Raw genomic sequence first — 17,271 nt, forward strand, 5'->3', positions numbered from 1 at the left:
TCATGACCACCAACTCCCTCTCCCGCACCGGTTCGGCGCCCGCGGTCACCGAATCCAGTCCCGAAGACCTGGAAATCCTGCGGTACCTGCTCGATCTGGCTCTGCAACCGCTGGACCGCTTCGACGGCTTCACCCACGCCGAGCAAATGCTGCTCAGCGCCCTGCGCTACCAGCTCAACGGACTGTGCTGGGCGCTGACGCTGGCCCAGCGCACCCGCACCCCTGCCTTCACCGGATATCTGGCCGAGGCTCAGCGCAATGCGATCACCAAGATGTGCGACAAACGGGTTTGGAAGTACTGGTGGAAACAGGAGCTCATCGGCTACGGCCGGTGGAACCCCGACCCCATCGCCCACCACAATGTCATGTACTCCGCCTACCTCGGAGTCATGATCGGACTCTACGAAACCCTCAACGCCGATGCCATCTTCGACCAACCCGGATCACTGACGCTGCGCTGGAACGAACGACGCAGCTATCTCTACGACTTCGGCAGTCTCGCCGAAGCGATCCAACGCAATATGCTCGAACGCCCAGACAGTCCGCAATACCCGTGCGAGCCGCATCTGGTGTATCCGGTGTGCAACACCTATGCGCTCAACACCTTGCGCATGCACGACCGGCTGCACGGCAGCACCCTCACCGGCGACCTCGTGGACCGTGTCCGTGAAAGTTACGACCGCGACCGCTGGCGCCGCCCCGACGGCCGCTTCTACAGCGGCAGAACCCGCGCCGGCCGGATCGCCTTCTTACCCCCGATCCTCACCAACGACGCCTGGATGGCCTACTGGCTGCACTCACCCATGCCCGATATCGCCACACACACCTGGGACATGCTGCGCGAGCGGTTCATCACCCTGTCCGGCACCGAAGTCACGATCACCGGCGCCCCGGAGAAACGAATCGACCCCGGTAACTACAGCCTCGTCAACGGTGGCGGCCCCACCTACGCGATCCTCGCCAAGGCTGCCCGCGAACTCGGCGACGAAGACCTCGCCCACGCACTCCAGGAACTTCTCGCACGTCAGTTCCCCCTCGCACACGCCGGCGGTGCGGCCCGCCACACCGGTCTGTCCACCCTCGGCAACGTCCTCGCCGCGATGGCGCGCTTCGGCGGAGCCGGTGTCACCGCCGACCTGATCGACGGCAACCTGCCCCATGAATGGACAACCGGCCCCGTCCTCGCCGAAGCCGCCTACCCCGAGGTGCAGGTCGCACGTGCGGTCACCGACGGGCGGGGACTGGACCTGGTGCTCTACCCCGGGACCGGTGATCCGGTGAACACCGTCCTCGGAATAGGACGACTCGCCCCCGGCACCACCTACCGGGTAACCGGCAATCCGCTCGACCACATCACCGCCGAGGCCGACGGAAGCGCCCTGATCCCGGTTCGCCTGCACGGGCGAACCGAAATCCGCCTCCACCCGGTGTAATCCACACGCCGAGACGTTCGGTCGCAGCTCAGCGCTGCGGGGCTGTGGATTTTTTAAACGGCTCTGCCCCACTTTCGGTGGTGCCTGGCGGGTTTTCAGGCCAGGAGGATGCGGTGGCGGAGCAGCCGGAATTCGGCGCGGCCATACATTTGTCGTTTGATCAGTTCAGTTTTCGTGTTCACGCCTTCGATCGGGCCGTTGCTGTAGGGCAGGCAGAGTCCGGCCAGGACCGCGTGGTAGTCGCGGTCGATCCGCGCAGGAACGGGCCGAGTTCGGGTAGCGCCGCAGTGCGGCACTGGTCATCCAGTCGTCGAGATCACGGCCGCGGTGTTCGGTGACGATGCGGGCGAACCTGCTCACCAGCTCCGCGAGTGCCCGTCGAGATACGCGACGGGCACCCCGTGGCGGGTGGTTCACCAGCCGAAAGTTGAGAACTGGTGGCGGTCGGCGATGTGGTGCAGTGCGTCTCGGCAGTAGGGGATCATCCGGCCCGGGAGCGCATCGCGGGGGAACCAGGCCAGGTCGTCGCATTTGTCCGGCTCCAGGTTCGCCGGCTCACCCTCCCACTGCTCGACCCGAAAGAAGAAAGCCACCCGACCACCGGAGGCGGAATTATGCATGACATGGGCGAAACCGACGGCGGCAGGGTCGATCGTCACCCCGATCTCCTCCTGCGCCTCCCGCACCAGCGCAGCCACGACCGACTCACCGGCTTCCAAGTGTCCCGACGGTAAGTGATAGGCACCGTCCTCGTATCCTGTGTTCGCCCGCCGACCGAACAGCACACGCCCCTGACCGTCGGTGAGCACAAGGTGGACGTCACCGATCACCTTGTGCCGTTGGTCCCTTGCAACCGTCATTGTCGACCCCAATCTTTCTGGCACGCGCACCCCGACCCGAGCGACGCGATCAACAACCTAATCCCCGCTCCGTGCAAACATATGCGGCCAACGCATATCGTCCGGACCGGTACGGCTCCCGTCGGCCCACACTTCGCGGTTATCGAAGATTCGGCAATCTCGGATCGGTGGGTGCTGGCGTAGCGCCCGGCCGGCGCGCCGGCCGGTGAGGTACGAGTAAGGCCGCTGCGGGGTAGAGCCGAAAAGCCGTGACCCTCATCTGGCTGGTTGGCGGCGTCGGGTGGCGCGGATATCCGCGGTCCCCATCTGGTCCCCAACTCCGGGTGGTCGGATGACCAAGAAACCCCTCCTGCGCTGGTCAGGAGGGGTTTTCTCTGGTCGGGCTGACAGGATTTGAACCTGCGACCACTTGACCCCCAGTCAAGTGCGCTACCAAACTGCGCCACAGCCCGTTGCACCCTGTTGGGGTGCTCGATGAGATTACCTCAGAGAGGTTCGGGAGAGCTAATCGGCTGGTCAAAGCTGTTTTGAGGTGTGGGGGCGTTGTCAGGGGGCGGGGGAGCCGTTAGGGTTGGCGCGTCGAATCGGGGTGGGAATCGGACTCGACAGGATGGGGCAGAGCGATGCAATCAACAGCACAACGCCCTCGGAGGACTTCCCGGATAGCCGGTGCGATCGTGGGGGCCGCCGCGGTTTTCGCGGTGGCCGGGTCGCCGGCACTGGTCGTGCCCGCCGGCGCGGAGCCCGCGGTTCCGCCTGGGCCGGTCGTGGCATTGAACGACTATTGCGAGGAGCAGGGCGCGGTCGCGTACCTGGAGGATGGGCGGACCGTCTATTGCACGCAGGTCGCGCAGACCGATGCGTTCGTCTGGTCGTATTCGCGACAGCCGATGCCGCGCGACCCCAATACCCGCGAATACAGCTGTGATGGAGATGGGTGCCGTTACGCCGACGGGTCGGAGGTGCCCGGGTATCAGCGGTGCGGGATTCTGTGTGGGGAGCCGCCGACCTCGGGTGACGTGCAGAGTGGGTTGGCCGAATGCTTCGACTCCGGTACGCCGTTCGAAGAGTGCGAAGGGCGTATGCCCGGCTGAGGGAGCGGGAGTAGAGGCTGAGGGCGCCGAGGTTTCGCCGATCACGTAGAGCTGGAACGACAGCTTGCTGCCGAGTTCCGTGGCGCGGGCCGCGAAACGCGACCCGCGCGGTTCGTCGGAAGTATCTGGGAGGGCCCTGGTGTCTCTGTCGTGCAGCGCGTCGAGGCGGGGCCTTCGGCGAGCTCGATCTGGGTTCGGTCGACCTCGTGAACCAGGTCGGCCGAGGCGACGCGTGTGGTCATCGCCTTGCGGCCCACCACTGAAACCCACGCGTATACGGCGCCGGGCACGGTGTGCACCGCGGTGTCGACGACGATTCCTCGCAAGGTTGCGCCGACATCGTCCTGAGCTTCCAGGTACCGGGACTGCCGCGGCGCGCCACGGCGTCGGCTTCGCCGCGAAGCGGGGCCGGTGGGGGTAGGGGTCAGTTCCGCCGGGAGAGGTCGCGTAGGACGCGATCGTGCGTGATCCAGGGCTCCGGTTCCGGTGGGGTGATCTGTGGCGTCCGGTACGGTTCCCGCTTTGTGCTGTGGCGGGCGGTGCGCCGATGCGGGTGGAGCGCGGTCAGTGCGCTGACCACTGTCGAGCGGACCGGCAGCCGGGCGGTGCGTGGGTCGGCGGCGGCGATGCGGGCGATGCGCGGGTCCGGGGCCACCAGGCAGATCGCGACGCCGTTTTCCCGGTAGGTGTGCGCGTCCTCGGCGAGGGTGGCGAGGGTGCGCAGGGAGAGGAAATCGAGGCGCGTGGTGTCCACGATCAGGGCGCCGGATTCCGCCGCGGCCGCGTCCACGGCCTTGCGGACCTCCCGGCGCCAGAGCGGCAGGGTGAAGGCGTCGGCTTCACCGCGGGCCGCCAGCACGACGATATCGCCGCGGCGGCGGAGGCGGAACGCCAGCTGCTGGTCGGGGGACCTGCGGCCGGACGGTGCCGAGTGGCTCGGCGCGGACGAGGAGAACCTGGAATGTGAATTCATATAGCACCCGAATCGACTCAGGGATGCGCTACGGCATCGCGGTCACACCGACCCTGCAGTCTCAAGGTGAATCCGTGACTCCGTTTCATCGTAGCCCAGAAGACGCGGGGTGGGCGGTGCCTACGGGGGCACCGGCCCATCCACGCCGGCCGCGCCGGGGCGGAATCTTTCCTACGCCGGGCGCGCGTTTGCCCGGTCCGCTCGCGGGTAGGCCGTCGGCCGACGGCAGCGAGCCGTCGCCGGGTTTCCACCGGCAGCGAGTGTCCAGGAGGTATCGGGACATGGGATTCGAACAGGAAACCGGCCAGGTCACCGGCACGAAGGACAAGGATTACAACCTCCTCTGGTTCGCCGAGACCTCGTTGAGCAACGCCCTGCGCATGGAGGTGTACAGCCGCGACGCCGAACGCGCGGGCGACGCCGAACTCGCCGAGTTCTTCCGGCGGGCGCAGGGTGAAAGCCGCAAGGGCGCCGAGCAGGCCAAGGCGCTGCTCGCGCAACGTCTCGGCTGATATGCCCGGCGCAGCAGGTCCGTAATTTCGAGAAGGGAGCACACAGATGAGTCAGATCAGCCCCATCCAGGTACAGAAGTACCTCTCCGGTATCGACTACCCCTGCGATCGCGACGGCTTGGTCGCCGCGGCCGAGAACAACGGCGCCGACGCGGAGGTCATCCACGCGCTGGAGGCGCTGCCCGACCGGAAGTTCGACGGTCCGAACGCGGTGAGCCAGGCAATCTTCTGAGTAGCGGCGAGACCGGCCGGGCGGCCCGAGGGGCAGCCGGGCCGGTCTCGTGGCGGTACGACCGATTCACGGCGGCCGGGACGTTTCGGCTCCGCGATCCGGGATATCCGGCCCGCGTGAAGAAAAATATATTTGTACCGGCTCTCACCGATACCCAGCGCGGTGAAATCGGGACTGTAGATATTCCCGGTGGGATTTCTGTGCACGGACTGCTCGATTACGATTCGCTGATCTCTGCGGAAGAACTGGACTTCGACGAACTGCTGGAACGCGCCCGTGCGGAATTACGGTCCTTCGATGGCCCGGTGGACGCTGTCATCGCGCATTGGGATTTTCCCACCAGCGTGATCGTGCCGATTCTCGCGCAGGAATTCGGATTGCCCGCGCCGAGCCTGGAAAGTGTCCTGAAGAACGAGCACAAATATTGGAGCCGGGTGTTGCAGCGTGAGGTCGTGCCCGACTGTGTGCCGAAATTCTGTGCCTTCGACCCGTTCGACGACGACGCGCTCGATCGGATCGATATACCGTTCCCGTTCTGGGTGAAACCGATCAAATCGCACTCCTCGCAACTCGGCTTCGAGGTGCCGGATGCGGGAGTTTTCGCCGAGGCCGTGGAACGGATCCGCGCGGAGATCGGCCGGATCGCCGACCCGTTCGATCAGGCGCTCGCCCGGGTGGACGTACCGGAGGATATCCGGATGGCCGGCGGGCGGACCTGCCTGGCGGAGGAAATCGTCACCGGCACCCAGGCCGCACCCGAGGGTTCGATGTTCCGGGGTGACTACCACGTGCACGGCGTTTTCGATATGCGCAAGGACGCCGACGGCCGCAGCTTCACCCATCTCGACTACCCGGCCCGCACCGTGCCGCCGGATGTGCAGCAGCGCATGATCGAGGTGACCGAGCGCTATCTGCGGCATACCGGTTTCGACAACGGCTGCTTCAACTCCGAGTTCATGTGGGACGCGGGGACGGGGAAATTATCGCTGATCGAGGTCAACACCCGGATCTCCCAATCGCACAGCGACCTGTTCGCGAAGGTCGACGGCAGCTCCAATCACCGGGTCGCCATCGATGTGGCCTTGGGGACGCCGCCCCGGATGCCGCACCGCAAGGGTGAATTCGCTGTCGCGGCACAATGTCTGGTGCCCCGTTACGAGGACGGGATCGTCACCCGGGTGCCGAGCGACGCGGAAATCGCCGCGCTACAGCGCCGCTTCCCCGGAACGGTCGTGAAACTCGATGTGCAGGTAGGGGAGAAGCTGTCGGAACTCCCGAATCAGGACGCCTACCGCTACAAACTCGCCACTCTCTATATCGGTGCCGGTGACGCCGACATGCTCGAGCAGCGATACCGCGATGCGATCGAGGCGCTGCCGTTCGAATTCGAGGAGGTCCACTGAGGTTGCGTACCGTCGAAACCTTTCCCTACCAGGTGCTCGACACCGAGAACATTTTCATCCCGATGCGCGACGGCGCCCGGCTCGCGGCCCGCATCTGGCGGCCGCGCACCGACGAGCCGATGCCCGCGGTGCTGGAGTACATCCCGTACCGGAAGCGGGATCTGACCCGCGCCCGCGATGCGCTCAACCACCCGTATCTGGCGGGTCACGGCTATGTGAGTGTGCGCGTCGACCTGCGCGGCAGCGGTGATTCCGACGGGGTGCTGACCGACGAATACCTGCCCGTCGAACACGACGACGCCTGCGACGTGATCGAATGGCTGGCCGAACAACCGTGGTGCGACGGCAACGTCGGGATGATGGGTATCTCGTGGGGCGGCTTCAACAGTCTGCAGGTGGCGGCGCGGCGGCCGCCGGCCCTCAAGGCGATCGTGAGTGCCTCGGCGACCGAGGACCTGTACGTGGACAATATGCACTACATGGGCGGCTGTCTGCTCTCGGACAACCTGTCCGAGGCGACGGTGATGTTCGCGTTCAACAGCCTGCCACCGGATCCGGCGGTCGTCGGCGACCGCTGGCGGGAGATGTGGCACGAGCGGCTGGCCGGCAGCGGTTTGTGGATCGAGCGCTGGCTCGAACACCAGCGTCGCGACGACTATTGGAAACGCGCGTCGGTGAACGAGGACTACCGCGCGGTGCAGTGCCCGGTGCTGGCCGTCGGCGGCTGGGCCGATGGCTACACCAATGCGATCTTCCGGTTGCTCGAACATCTCGAGGTGCCGCGGCGCGGACTGATCGGGCCGTGGGGGCACAAGTACCCGCATCTGGGTGTGCCCGGGCCGGCGATCGGCTTCCTGCAGGAAATGGTGCGCTGGTGGGATCACTGGCTCAAGGGCCACGACACCGGGGTGATGGACGAGCCGATGCTGCGGGCGTGGATGCAGGACAGCGTCTCACCGCACCCCTCCTACGCGGACCGGCCCGGCCGCTGGGTGGGGGAACCGAGCTGGCCGTCACCGAATCTGTCGCCGCGCCGCTTCACTCTCACCCGGTACGCCTTGGCGGAGGATCCGGTCGATCCCGAGGAGCGGCCGCTGCATGTGCAGTCACCGCTGAGTGTGGGCATGTTCGCCGGGAAATGGGCCTCGTACGCGGCGACCCCGGACCTGCCGTCCGACCAGCGGGAAGAAGACGGCGGTTCGCTGGTATTCGAAACCGAACCCTTGGCCGACACCTGCGAAGTGCTGGGTATCCCCACCCTGGATCTGACGGTATCGGCCGACCGGCCGAACGCGATGGTGGCGGCCCGCCTCTCGGATGTGGCGCCCAACGGTGAGGCCACCCGCGTCACCTACGGATTGCTCAACCTCACCCACCGCGACGGCAGCGCGGCGCCGGAGCCACTGGAACCGGGTCGCGAGTACCGGGTGCGGGTACCGCTGAACGGGTTGGCGCATTCGTTCCCGCCCGGCCACCGCATCCGGTTGTCGATCTCCTCCTCGTACTGGCCGCTGGCCTGGCCGTCGCCGGAACCGGCGATGGTGACGATCACCGCGGGGCAGAGCACGCTGACCATCCCGCACCGGGTGCCGCGCGACGAGGACCGGCAACTGCGGGACTTCGGGCCGCCGGAGGGTGCTCCCGAGGCGCCGTCCACGCTGCTGCAGCCCGGCCGGCATCACTGGAAGGTCGAACGTGATCTGGCGTCCGGGGTCTCGACCCTGGAGATCGAAAACGATCAGGGCACGTTCCGGCTCGACGACACCGGCACCGTCGTCCGCCGGGCCACCACCGAATGGTTCAGCTTCCGCGGGAACGACCCGGCATCGGTATGGGGCGAGACCCGCACGGTGCGCCGCATCGAACGCGAGGACTGGCGGACCGAGGTCGCCACCCACACCATCCTGCGATGCACCGCCGGCGAATTCATCGTCGACGCCGAACTGGACGCCTACGAATTGGACGATCCCGCCGCCGATCCCCGGACCGCTCAGAAGCGGGTGTATTCGGAGAGCTGGCATCGGCGAATCCCCCGCGACCTGGTATAGCGGGGGTCAGACCGAGTGGGGGTAGGTTTCGCCGGGTTCGTCGGGCCCGCGGTGCGACAGGAGATCCAGCGGTGTCAGCGCGCTGGTCTCGTCGATATGCAGGAGGGCGTCGAACCGGTCGGCGGGGCGGGAGTGGAAGTAGTGGCTCCGGCGCTCGTTGTCCGGCCGGTAGACCACCCCGATGGCCCGCTCCAGCAACGGGGCGGCGAGCGCGGGGATCGGGTCCCGGTCCAAGCGCAGCAGCAGCCTGTCGTCCCCGGTGCGGTGCAGCAGGTTCTCCACACTTCCCGGTTGCGACGGCCGCACCCGTTTCACGCGGGGCGGGCCGTCCCAGCCGTCGGCGGCCAGCACGGTGCCGGTATGGGTGGTGAAGCCGATGAGCCGGGACTCGCCCGGGCATTTCTGGCGCACCAGCTGGCCCAGAGTCAGCTCCCCGGCGGCCCCGAGTTCGGTGGCCCGCGCGTCCCCGATATGCGAATTATGAGCCCACACCACGATTTTCGCTTCCGGATCGGAGTGGGCGCGCAGGTGTTCACGCAACGCGGTGAGGGTGGCGAACATATGCTCGTCCCGCAGGTTCCACGAGGTGACCCGGGAACCGAACATCGCCCGGTAATACTCTTCCGCGGCGGCCACCAGCCGGGCGTTCTGCTCGGCGTAGAACAGTGCGCCGGGGTCGCCGTGCCCGTCGGCACGCAGGTTCCGCACACCCATCCGCTGCAACTCCACGAGTTGCGCGACGACTTCGTCCGCGCAGTCCTCGCCGGCGCCGAACGCGGCCGCGTAACCGTAGTGCTGTTCATCGGTGTGCTGGTCGAAGCAGGCGTAGCGGGCGCGGGCGCGCCGCGCCGCGGCCGGGTCCACGCGTTCGAGATAGCCGACGACCTCCGCGGCCGAGCGGCGCAGGCTGTACAGGTCGAGCCCGTAGAAGCCGGCGGCTCGCGCCGGCTCGCGCCGGTTGTGTTCGCGCAGCCACTCCGCGAAATCGCGGACCACGGTATTGCGCCACATCCACATCGGGAACCGCTGGAAGCCGCGCAGCGCGGTTTCCGCATCGCCGTCGTCCCCGCCGCCGCCGATATACCGGTTCACGCGGTGGGCGTCGGGCCAGTCGGCTTCCACGGCCACCGCGCGGAAACCGGCGCGTTCGATCAGCGTGCGGGTCATCCGGGCCCGGGCCGCGTAGAACTCGGCGGTCCCGTGTGTGGCCTCGCCGATCAGCACGTAGCGGGCATCGCCCACCAGGTCCAGCAACGCCTCGTCGGACGGTACGTCCCCGGCGAGCGGGGTCGCGGCGGCCCGGACCGCGGCCTCCGGTCCGGTCGCCGCCGGGAAACCGTCCTCGGTCCGGGTTCCCGTGTCCGCGGCGAGCAGCTCGCGGACCTCCTCGTCGGAGGTCTGGGTGAAATCGCGGTACGCGCTGCCGACCCCGGCGAACGCGGTGGGAGTATGCGCGCAGACCATATCGTCGACCCGGCCGCGGAGCCCGGCACAGGTATGTTCCGGCGCGACGGGCACCGCGACGACCACCCGGGCCGGATGCATGCGGTACACGGTGCGGATCGCGGCGTCCATGCTCGCGCCGGTCGCCAGGCCGTCGTCCACCAGGATCACCGTCCGGCCCGTGACATCGATCAACTGCCGGTCACCCCGGTAGACCTGTTCCCGCCGGCGCAGTTCGCGGTTTTCCGCCCGGGCGATCCGCTCCAGGAGATCGGGGCCGACCTGTTCCGCGGCCAGGACGTCGGGATTGGTGACCAGGACGCCACCGCTGGCGATCGCGCCCAGAGCCAGTTCCGGGTTCCCGGGCGAACCGAGTTTGCGCACGACCAGGACATCCAACGGCGCCCCGAGGGCCTGCGCCACCTCGTAGGCCACCGGCACGCCACCGCGCGGCAGCGCCAGCACCACCGGGTCGGAGTCGCGGAACCGGTCGAGGAGCCGGCCCAAGGCCCGGCCGGCATCGTGACGGTCGAGGAACGCGCTACTCGCCATGGGGTCGCGCTACCCGGCCCGGTTCCGGTCAAACAGGCCGCACCTCCGATGCCCTGGCCCGGGGGTGAACGCGGTGTTCGCGTTTCCGGTTCCGGGCGTCCGGCGCAGTATCGGGGTTCTCGAGTTGTATCGCAGCGCGCCCGGCGGGGTCGAGGCACCGGCCCGGCAATCGGCCCGCGCGTGCGCGGCGGCCGTCGGATACGCGTTGCGCAGTGCTCGGGAAGCGCGCGTCGGTGCCGCGGGAGGCTGGAAAATGCCTTGGAGCAGGCGCTGCCACCGGGCGGCGGCGGTGTGGAAGAGTTCTCCCGGGCGGTGATTTTCACCCGTATCGATTAGCCGCCGAGTGGCCCGGTCGCCGCGGCGGTGTCAATTGCCGACGCGGGCGCCATCGGGGCTTGCCGGCTCGATGCTGCGGTGCAGGGTGAGCAGGATGTGATCGAGGCGGGTGCGCAATCGGACCTCGTCGTCGGCGAGACCCGGTAACTCGGCGACCAGTCGTTCGGCGACCCGGCGCAGCTTGATGTTGGTTTCCTGGGAGCGCCAGCGCAGCACATGAAAGGCCTGGTCGGCGTTGATTCCGTAGGCCAGCATGAGGGCGCCCTTGGCCTGTTCGATCACCATCCGGGCATCCAGCACCTGCGGCAGTGTGTCGTCCAGCGCCTCGCGGCGGAATTCGTCGGCGGCGGCGGACAGGTCGATATAGAAGCCCTCGGTGCCGATCGGCTCACCGCTGTCGTCGAGCATCGGCTCGGAGACGACCAGGACTTCGCGCACCCGGCCCGCCGTATCGATGATCCGGTGGCGGCTGGAGAACGGGCCCCCGTCCTCGACGGAGGAAATCATGGCCTCGAGCCGATCGCGGTCGTCCGGGTGTTTATGTGACAACAGCAGCTCGGTGGTGGGCCGGACGTCCGGGGAATGCCCGTGGATCCGGGCCACCTCCGGTGACCACTCCCAGCTCCGGGTGGCGAAATGATAACGGAACCGGCCCACCTCCAGGGGGTCGCCGGCGCCGACTACGCGCTCGACGAGTTCGACTTCGGATTTCGGCAGCGCGTCCCGCTCGTTCATGAGCACGATTATTCCCCGCCGGTCCAGCGGGCGGGCGGCGGCCGCCCACACGGCTGATCCGGCGCCCGGTCGAGCGGTGGGCGGAGGTGGCGCGAGGGCTAATCCATGCCGCTGTGCTCCTCCGGCGTGGATTCGTCGGATTCGATCGTTTCGCCGACGGGATGTTCGTCGGCATGTGTGGGCTCGGTGTGTTCGCCGGCGAAATCGGGTTCGTCCACCGCGCTCGCGCGGGTGCGGGGGTCGGGGTCCGGAGTGCTCATGCGGGGCGGGTACCCGGCCGGACGGTGCCGACGCACGGGCGTGGCTGTTTATCCCGCCCGGATGCGGGAAGCCGCCGACCGGAGCCGCGTCCCTTGCGGCGCGTATCGCCGGTTCGTCATCGAGGAGGACACACTGTGGACCGAACACCGGAACAGAATTCCGTGACGCCCGCCGCGTCGGATGCGGCGCAGCGGCCGCTCGGCGCGGGCCGCGACGGTGCCGACGACAAACAACGACAGCTCGACCCGCTGCGGCAGGACCGGGAAAGCGGCTACCTCACCACCCAGCAGGGGGTGCGGGTGGACCACACCGACGATGCCCTGACCGTCGGTGAGCGGGGGCCGACGCTGCTGGAAGACTTCCATGCGCGCGAGAAGATCACCCATTTCGACCACGAACGTATTCCGGAACGGGTGGTGCATGCCCGTGGTGCGGGTGCCTACGGGTATTTCCGGCCGTACGACAATTCGCTGGCCGAATACACCGTCGCGAAATTCCTGACGGATCCGACGACCCGCACCCCTGTTTTCGTCCGGTTCTCGACCGTCGCCGGTTCGCGTGGTTCGGCCGATACGGTCCGTGATGTCCGCGGGTTCGCCACCAAGTTCTACACCGAGCAGGGAAATTACGATCTGGTCGGCAACAATTTTCCGGTGTTCTTCATCCAGGACGGTATCAAGTTCCCGGATTTCGTGCACGCCGTGAAACCGGAGCCGCACAACGAGATCCCGCAGGCGCAATCGGCGCACGACACCCTCTGGGATTTCGTGGCCGAACAGCCGGAGACCCTGCACGCGATCATGTGGTTGATGTCGGACCGTGCCCTGCCGCGTAGTTACCGGATGATGCAGGGATTCGGGGTGCATACGTTCCGGTTCGTGAACGCCGAGGGGCGCGGGACCTTCGTGAAATTCCACTGGAAGCCCGCCCTGGGCACGCATTCCCTGGTGTGGGACGAATGCCAGCAGGTCGCGGGACGCGACCCGGACTACAACCGCCGGGATCTCTGGGACAGTATCGAGGCCGGTGACTTCCCGCGCTGGGAACTGGGTGTGCAACTGGTTCCGGAGGAACAGGAATTCGATTTCGATTTCGACCTGCTCGATTCCACGAAGATCATCCCGGAGGAGCAGGTGCCGGTGCGCCCGGTCGGCGAACTGGTGCTCGACCGCAATCCGGATAATTTCTTCGCCGAAACGGAGCAGGTCGCATTCCATACGGCCAATGTGGTGCCGGGTATCGATTTCACGAACGATCCGCTGTTGCAGTTGCGGAACTTCTCCTACCTGGACACCCAGCTGATCCGCCTCGGCGGCCCGAACTTCGCGCATCTGCCGGTGAACCGGCCGCTGGCCGATGTGCGGACGCATCAGCAGGACGGGTACAGCCGGCACGATATCCCGCACGGCCAGGCCTTCTACACCAAGAACACGATCGGCGGCGGCTGCCCCGCGCTGGCCGACGAGGGCGTGTTCCGCCACTACACCCGCCGGGTGGAGGGCGATACGATTCGCGTCCGCAGCGAAAGTTTCAAGGAGTACTACCGGCAGCCGCGCATGTTCTGGCGGAGTATGACTCCGCCGGAGGCCGAGCACATCGTCTCCGCGTTCGCGTTCGAACTGGGTAAATGCCGGCGGGTGGAGATCCGGACCCGGGTACTCGACCAGCTGGTCCGGGTCGACCCCGATCTCTCGGAGAAGGTCGCGGCACAGCTCGGGCTCCCGGCCCCCGCGGGCGGTACGGTCGAGGACGTGCCGGTATCGCCCGCGCTCTCGCAGCTGAAGGATCCGCCGCCGACCATCGCCACCCGCAAGATCGCCGTCCTGGCGGCCGACGGGGTGGATGTCGCGGGCGTGGACCGGTTGCGCACTGCCCTGCGGGACCGCGGCGCCGAGACCGAGGTACTGGCCGAGCACGGCGGCGAACTGCGCGGCGCCGGCGACGGCACGCTGGCGGTGGACCGGACCTTGGCGACGATGGCCTCGGTGCTCTACGACGCCGTGGTCGTCGCCGGTGGGGACGACGCCGCGCAGGCACTGGCCGCGGCGGGTCCGGCGGTGCATTTCGTCACCGAGGCGTACAAGCACGTCAAGCCCGTGGCGGCGCTCGGTGCCGGTGCGGACGTGTTGCGGGCCGGCGGTATCGCTGTGCCGGGCGAGCCGGACACCGCGGTCGACGGTGTGATCGTGGCCGGCGATACGGTGTCCGACGGTTTCGTCGAATCCTTCGCCGGCGTGCTCGCGGGACATCGCGTCTGGGAGCGGGATACGACGGCCGTACCCGCCTGATAGCGCAACAGCGGGCCCCCGGTGGACTCGGCCGAGTCCACCGGGGGCCTTGCTCGTTCCCCGCGATCCGGACCGCTGTTTCCAGCGGGCAATATGGCAGAGCCGCGTCGTTCCGGCCCGCCGCTACCGTCGGCCGTGCCGTTGCCCGATCGCCACTACCTCGAGCCGTCTCGTTGTTGTCTGCCCGTGCCGATGCCCACTACGCGAAAACCGCTGGCGCCCAGGCTCGTCTCGTCGAGGAGGTTACGGGTGTCCACCACGACCGCCTGCTCGGCCGCGGCCGCCAGCCGCGCCCAGTCGAGCGCACGGAATTCGGGCCATTCGGTGAGGATCACCAGGGCGGCGGCCTCTTTCGCCACCAGGTAGGGGTTGTCGACTACGTGGACCGGATCCAGGCCCGGCGTGCCCGCGGGGACGCACGGGTCGTAGGCAGTGACCGTGACCCCGTGCCAGCAGAGCTGCCGGGCGACCGTCACCGCGGGGGAGTCGCGCAGGTCTCCGGTGCCGGCCTTGAACGCCAGGCCCAGCACCCCTATCCGGGTGCCGGTGAGGCAGCCGTCGGCAGCGCCGGTGACCGCGCGCCGGATCTTGCGCATGACCATGGCCTGCTGGCGGTCGTTGGCCCGCACCGCGTCGCGAACGAGGGCGAAATCCACGCCCTCGGCTTCCGCGGCGCGTAGTAGCGCATGGGTGTCCTTGGGCAGGCAGGAACCGCCCCAGCCGGGGCCGGGGGCGAGGAAATCGGGGCCGATGCGGTTGTCCATGCCCATCGTGCCGGTGACCTGCGTGATATCGGCCCCGACGCGTTCGCACAGGTCGGCCATGGTGTTGACGAAGGAGAGTTTCACCGCGAGGAAGGCGTTGCTGGCGTACTTCGCGAGTTCGGCGCTGGCGGTATCGCAGCGTATGACGGTGGCGCCGGTGCCCGCATAGAGGCCGGCCACCCGATCGGCGGCCTCGGTGGCGGCGTCGCCGGCGCCGACGAGGATCCGGTCCGGATGCAGGAAGTCGTGCACGGCGTGGCCCTCCCGGAGGAATTCGGGGTTGCTCACCACGGGCCGGCCGGCGAGTGCGGGGGAGCCGGCGAGCCGGGCCGCGGTACCCACCGGCACGGTGGATTTGGTGACCAGGGTGCAGTCGGGCCGCAACACGGTGGACAGGGTCTGCAACGCCCGGTCGACCACCGCGAGATCGGCCTCGCCGCCGTCGCCCATAGGCGTGGGCAGGCACAGCAACACCACTTCGGCGTCGGTGAGTGATCCCGGATCCGCGGTGAAGGTGAGCCGATCCTCGGCCAAGCCCTCGGCGACCAGTTCCGGCAGGTCCGGCTCGACGATCGAGATCGTGCCGGCCCGCAGCTGTGCGACCTTCGCGGCGTCGTTGTCCACACAGGTCACGTGATGGCCCAGGTGGGCCAGGCAGGCGGCGCTGGTGAGCCCGACATATCCGGCGCCGACGATTCCCACGCGATTACCCATGGTGGGCCCCCTTTCCGATGACTTCGGACGCGGCGGTGAGTACATGTTCGGGCCCCAGTTGCAGCAGCCCCGGATCCGGTTGCGGCCCAAGGGGATCGCCGGTCGTCCCGGCCCACAGCGCGATATGGTGGCGCGCACCGGCGGGTGGACCCCAGGTACGCGGGGGTGTGGGGCCGAACAGCAGGACCGAGGGTGTGCCGTAGGCCGTCGCGAGATGCCCGACACCGGTGTCGCCGCAGACGACCAGGGCCGCCGCGGCGACCAGCGCGGCGAGTCCGGCGAGATCGGTGCGTCCGGCGAAGACCGCCGACGGGGCGAGCCCGGCCTGCGCGGCCACGGAATTCGCCAGTGGCAGTTCCGCCCGCGAGCCGGTGATCACCACCGGCCGGCCGTCGGCGGCCAGCTCGCGGGCCACCCGGGCGAAACGTTCGGCGGGCCAGCGCCGCGCGGGGGCGGCCGCGCCGGGGTGTACGACGACCGCGCCCGGCACCGGCGCGGGGACCGGTGGGGGCGGGAGCAGCAGCGCGGTGCGGTCGGCCGTGAGCCCGTGGTATTCCAGCAGCCGGCACCAGCGATCTACCTCGTGCAGATCCGCGCGCCATTCGGGGCCGGGATGATCCGGGAAGTCCGGGTGGCGGTGGGTGAACAGGGTATCCGGCCGGGTCGCCAGCAGATCACGGATGCTCTCCGGGCCCTTGCCGTGCAGGTTGACGGCCAGTTCCGGGGGGTGGCCCGGCGGGCGCAGGTCACCCAGTCCGGCGGTCGGGAGCAACTCGTCGACCGCGTCGATCGACTCCACGAGCCCCCGCAGCGGCTCGGGGGCGGCGAGTACCAGCCGCCGGTCCGGGTAGGCGGCGCGCAACGCCCGTAGAGCGGGCACCGCGGTCAGCAGATCGCCGAGCCCGAGTGCCCGCAGGACGAGTACCGATCCGCTCAGGGCCACGACCCCTCTTCGGAGGTGCAGACGACGAGTTCGCGGACCTCGCAGCCCGGCGGCTGGGTCAGCGCGAACAGCACCGACTGCGCGACATCCTCGGGCCGGTTGAGTTTCGCGTCGGGCGGCGGTTTGTACTGTTCGGTGCGGCCGTCGAAGAACGCGGTGTGCATACCGCCGGGGATCAGCAGCGTCACCCCGACCTCACCCGCGGTCTCGGCGGCCAGCGCGCGGGTGAAGCCGACCACGCCGAATTTCGAGGCGCAATACGCGGTCGCGTCGCTCACCGCTTTGATCCCCAGAGTGGAGGCACAGGTGACCACGGTGCCCCGGTGCGCGCGCAGCGACGGGAGCGCGGCGCGGATCACCGCGACCGTGCCGAGCAGATTCACCTGGACCACCCGCTCCCAGTCCTTGGTGGCGACCTGGTCGAGCGGACCGCAGGCGTCGGTACCGGCGGCGGTGAACACGCCGTCGATCCGGCCGTCCGCGCGGTCGGCCAATTCCTGTACCGCGTTCTCCGCGGCGGCGGTATCGGCGAGATCGGCCCGGACGAAATCGACGGTCGTCGCCGGCTGGTCCCGGTCGATCACCAGGGGGCGGCCGCCGTGTTCGAGGACTGCGGCGGTGACCGCCGCGCCCAGTCCGGACGCGCCGCCGGTGATCAGGATATTGCCCAGGGTTCGCAT

15 protein-coding genes, 1 tRNA gene and 1 pseudogene are annotated in these 17,271 nt (G+C 68.4%); 7 read left to right on the top strand and 10 right to left on the bottom strand.

Annotated features, from left to right (window positions below):
- Positions 1–2: 2 nt before the first annotated feature.
- Positions 3–1,433 carry a hypothetical protein gene (locus ACQEVO_RS09555; RefSeq protein ID WP_432911103.1) on the top strand — a complete coding sequence of 477 codons (1,431 nt, stop codon included), beginning with the start codon at positions 3–5 and terminating at the stop codon, positions 1,431–1,433.
- Positions 1,434–1,528: 95 nt separating this feature from the next.
- Here ACQEVO_RS09555 and ACQEVO_RS09560 read toward each other — a convergent pair.
- The 3 genes and pseudogenes from ACQEVO_RS09560 to ACQEVO_RS09570 form a co-directional block, all read right to left on the bottom strand.
- Positions 1,529–1,731 (bottom strand): annotated as a pseudogene (locus ACQEVO_RS09560) (transposase); the annotation flags it as partial.
- Between the two features lie 115 nt (positions 1,732–1,846).
- The gene (locus tag ACQEVO_RS09565; protein WP_432911106.1) at positions 1,847–2,293 is read right to left on the bottom strand and encodes an NUDIX hydrolase; all 447 of its coding nucleotides are present in this window, start codon (positions 2,291–2,293) and stop codon (positions 1,847–1,849) included.
- Between the two features lie 375 nt (positions 2,294–2,668).
- Positions 2,669–2,745, bottom strand: a tRNA-Pro gene (locus ACQEVO_RS09570).
- A gap of 171 nt (positions 2,746–2,916) precedes the next feature.
- Here ACQEVO_RS09570 and ACQEVO_RS09575 point away from each other — a divergent pair.
- Positions 2,917–3,387: a hypothetical protein gene (locus ACQEVO_RS09575; protein WP_432911109.1), complete on the top strand. Its 471-nt coding sequence runs from the start codon at positions 2,917–2,919 to the stop codon at positions 3,385–3,387.
- Between the two features lie 424 nt (positions 3,388–3,811).
- Here ACQEVO_RS09575 and ACQEVO_RS09580 read toward each other — a convergent pair whose 3' ends face one another.
- On the bottom strand, positions 3,812–4,360 hold the full coding sequence (locus ACQEVO_RS09580) for an STAS domain-containing protein (RefSeq protein WP_432911111.1): 549 nt from the start codon (positions 4,358–4,360) through the stop codon (positions 3,812–3,814).
- Positions 4,361–4,641: 281 nt separating this feature from the next.
- Here ACQEVO_RS09580 and ACQEVO_RS09585 point away from each other — a divergent pair, with 281 nt between their 5' ends.
- The 4 genes from ACQEVO_RS09585 to ACQEVO_RS09600 all read left to right on the top strand — a co-directional run bounded on the left by ACQEVO_RS09585 (position 4,642) and on the right by ACQEVO_RS09600 (position 8,555).
- On the top strand, positions 4,642–4,872 hold the full coding sequence (locus ACQEVO_RS09585) for a hypothetical protein (RefSeq protein ID WP_432911113.1): 231 nt from the start codon (positions 4,642–4,644) through the stop codon (positions 4,870–4,872).
- Positions 4,873–4,918: 46 nt separating this feature from the next.
- Entirely contained in the window at positions 4,919–5,104 is a 186-nt protein-coding gene (locus ACQEVO_RS09590) for a DUF2795 domain-containing protein (protein WP_432911115.1), read from the top strand.
- Between the two features lie 116 nt (positions 5,105–5,220).
- Positions 5,221–6,507, top strand: a complete 1,287-nt coding sequence (locus ACQEVO_RS09595; RefSeq protein ID WP_432911116.1) for an ATP-grasp domain-containing protein — start codon at positions 5,221–5,223, stop codon at positions 6,505–6,507.
- Positions 6,508–6,509: 2 nt separating this feature from the next.
- Entirely contained in the window at positions 6,510–8,555 is a 2,046-nt protein-coding gene (locus tag ACQEVO_RS09600; protein WP_432911119.1) for a CocE/NonD family hydrolase, read from the top strand.
- 6 nt (positions 8,556–8,561) lie between these two features.
- On the opposite strand, the gene ACQEVO_RS09605 is transcribed toward ACQEVO_RS09600, so the two are convergent.
- From ACQEVO_RS09605 to ACQEVO_RS09615, 3 genes are all read right to left on the bottom strand, one after another.
- Positions 8,562–10,550, bottom strand: coding sequence for an erythromycin esterase family protein (locus ACQEVO_RS09605; RefSeq protein ID WP_432911121.1), 1,989 nt, complete (start codon positions 10,548–10,550; stop codon positions 8,562–8,564).
- Between the two features lie 366 nt (positions 10,551–10,916).
- Positions 10,917–11,621, bottom strand: coding sequence for a PAS and ANTAR domain-containing protein (locus ACQEVO_RS09610; protein WP_432911123.1), 705 nt, complete (start codon positions 11,619–11,621; stop codon positions 10,917–10,919).
- Positions 11,622–11,719: 98 nt separating this feature from the next.
- Positions 11,720–11,881 (bottom strand): hypothetical protein, encoded by a 162-nt coding sequence (locus tag ACQEVO_RS09615; protein WP_432911125.1) that lies wholly within the window; start codon positions 11,879–11,881, stop codon positions 11,720–11,722.
- Between the two features lie 162 nt (positions 11,882–12,043).
- Between ACQEVO_RS09615 and ACQEVO_RS09620 the strand changes: the two genes are divergently transcribed.
- The gene (locus ACQEVO_RS09620; protein ID WP_432922516.1) at positions 12,044–14,170 is read left to right on the top strand and encodes a catalase; all 2,127 of its coding nucleotides are present in this window, start codon (positions 12,044–12,046) and stop codon (positions 14,168–14,170) included.
- A gap of 155 nt (positions 14,171–14,325) precedes the next feature.
- On the opposite strand, the gene ACQEVO_RS09625 is transcribed toward ACQEVO_RS09620, so the two are convergent.
- The 3 genes from ACQEVO_RS09625 to ACQEVO_RS09635 are packed head-to-tail and all read right to left on the bottom strand — an operon-like array spanning position 14,326 to position 17,271.
- Positions 14,326–15,648 (bottom strand): UDP-glucose dehydrogenase family protein, encoded by a 1,323-nt coding sequence (locus ACQEVO_RS09625; RefSeq protein WP_432911128.1) that lies wholly within the window; start codon positions 15,646–15,648, stop codon positions 14,326–14,328.
- Positions 15,641–16,591 (bottom strand): glycosyltransferase family 9 protein, encoded by a 951-nt coding sequence (locus ACQEVO_RS09630; protein ID WP_432911131.1) that lies wholly within the window; start codon positions 16,589–16,591, stop codon positions 15,641–15,643. The genes ACQEVO_RS09625 and ACQEVO_RS09630 overlap by 8 nt, the downstream gene beginning before the upstream one ends.
- On the bottom strand, positions 16,582–17,271 hold the full coding sequence (locus ACQEVO_RS09635; protein ID WP_432911133.1) for an SDR family oxidoreductase: 690 nt from the start codon (positions 17,269–17,271) through the stop codon (positions 16,582–16,584). Before ACQEVO_RS09635 ends, ACQEVO_RS09630 begins: the two co-directional genes overlap by 10 nt.

Origin of the sequence: Nocardia sp. CA-290969, from assembly GCF_050936135.1 — a bacterium.
Lineage (GTDB): Bacteria > Actinomycetota > Actinomycetes > Mycobacteriales > Mycobacteriaceae > Nocardia.

Coding starts and splice junctions, on each gene's coding strand:
- ACQEVO_RS09625 (WP_432911128.1), bottom strand. CDS start 15,648: ATGGGTAATCGCGTGGGAATCGTCGGCGCCGGATATGTCGGGCTCACC.
- ACQEVO_RS09605 (WP_432911121.1), bottom strand. CDS start 10,550: ATGGCGAGTAGCGCGTTCCTCGACCGTCACGATGCCGGCCGGGCCTTG.
- ACQEVO_RS09555 (WP_432911103.1), top strand. CDS start 3: ATGACCACCAACTCCCTCTCCCGCACCGGTTCGGCGCCCGCGGTCACC.
- ACQEVO_RS09565 (WP_432911106.1), bottom strand. CDS start 2,293: ATGACGGTTGCAAGGGACCAACGGCACAAGGTGATCGGTGACGTCCAC.
- ACQEVO_RS09575 (WP_432911109.1), top strand. CDS start 2,917: ATGCAATCAACAGCACAACGCCCTCGGAGGACTTCCCGGATAGCCGGT.
- ACQEVO_RS09585 (WP_432911113.1), top strand. CDS start 4,642: ATGGGATTCGAACAGGAAACCGGCCAGGTCACCGGCACGAAGGACAAG.
- ACQEVO_RS09590 (WP_432911115.1), top strand. CDS start 4,919: ATGAGTCAGATCAGCCCCATCCAGGTACAGAAGTACCTCTCCGGTATC.
- ACQEVO_RS09615 (WP_432911125.1), bottom strand. CDS start 11,881: ATGAGCACTCCGGACCCCGACCCCCGCACCCGCGCGAGCGCGGTGGAC.
- ACQEVO_RS09580 (WP_432911111.1), bottom strand. CDS start 4,360: ATGAATTCACATTCCAGGTTCTCCTCGTCCGCGCCGAGCCACTCGGCA.
- ACQEVO_RS09635 (WP_432911133.1), bottom strand. CDS start 17,271: ATGCGAACCCTGGGCAATATCCTGATCACCGGCGGCGCGTCCGGACTG.
- ACQEVO_RS09610 (WP_432911123.1), bottom strand. CDS start 11,621: ATGAACGAGCGGGACGCGCTGCCGAAATCCGAAGTCGAACTCGTCGAG.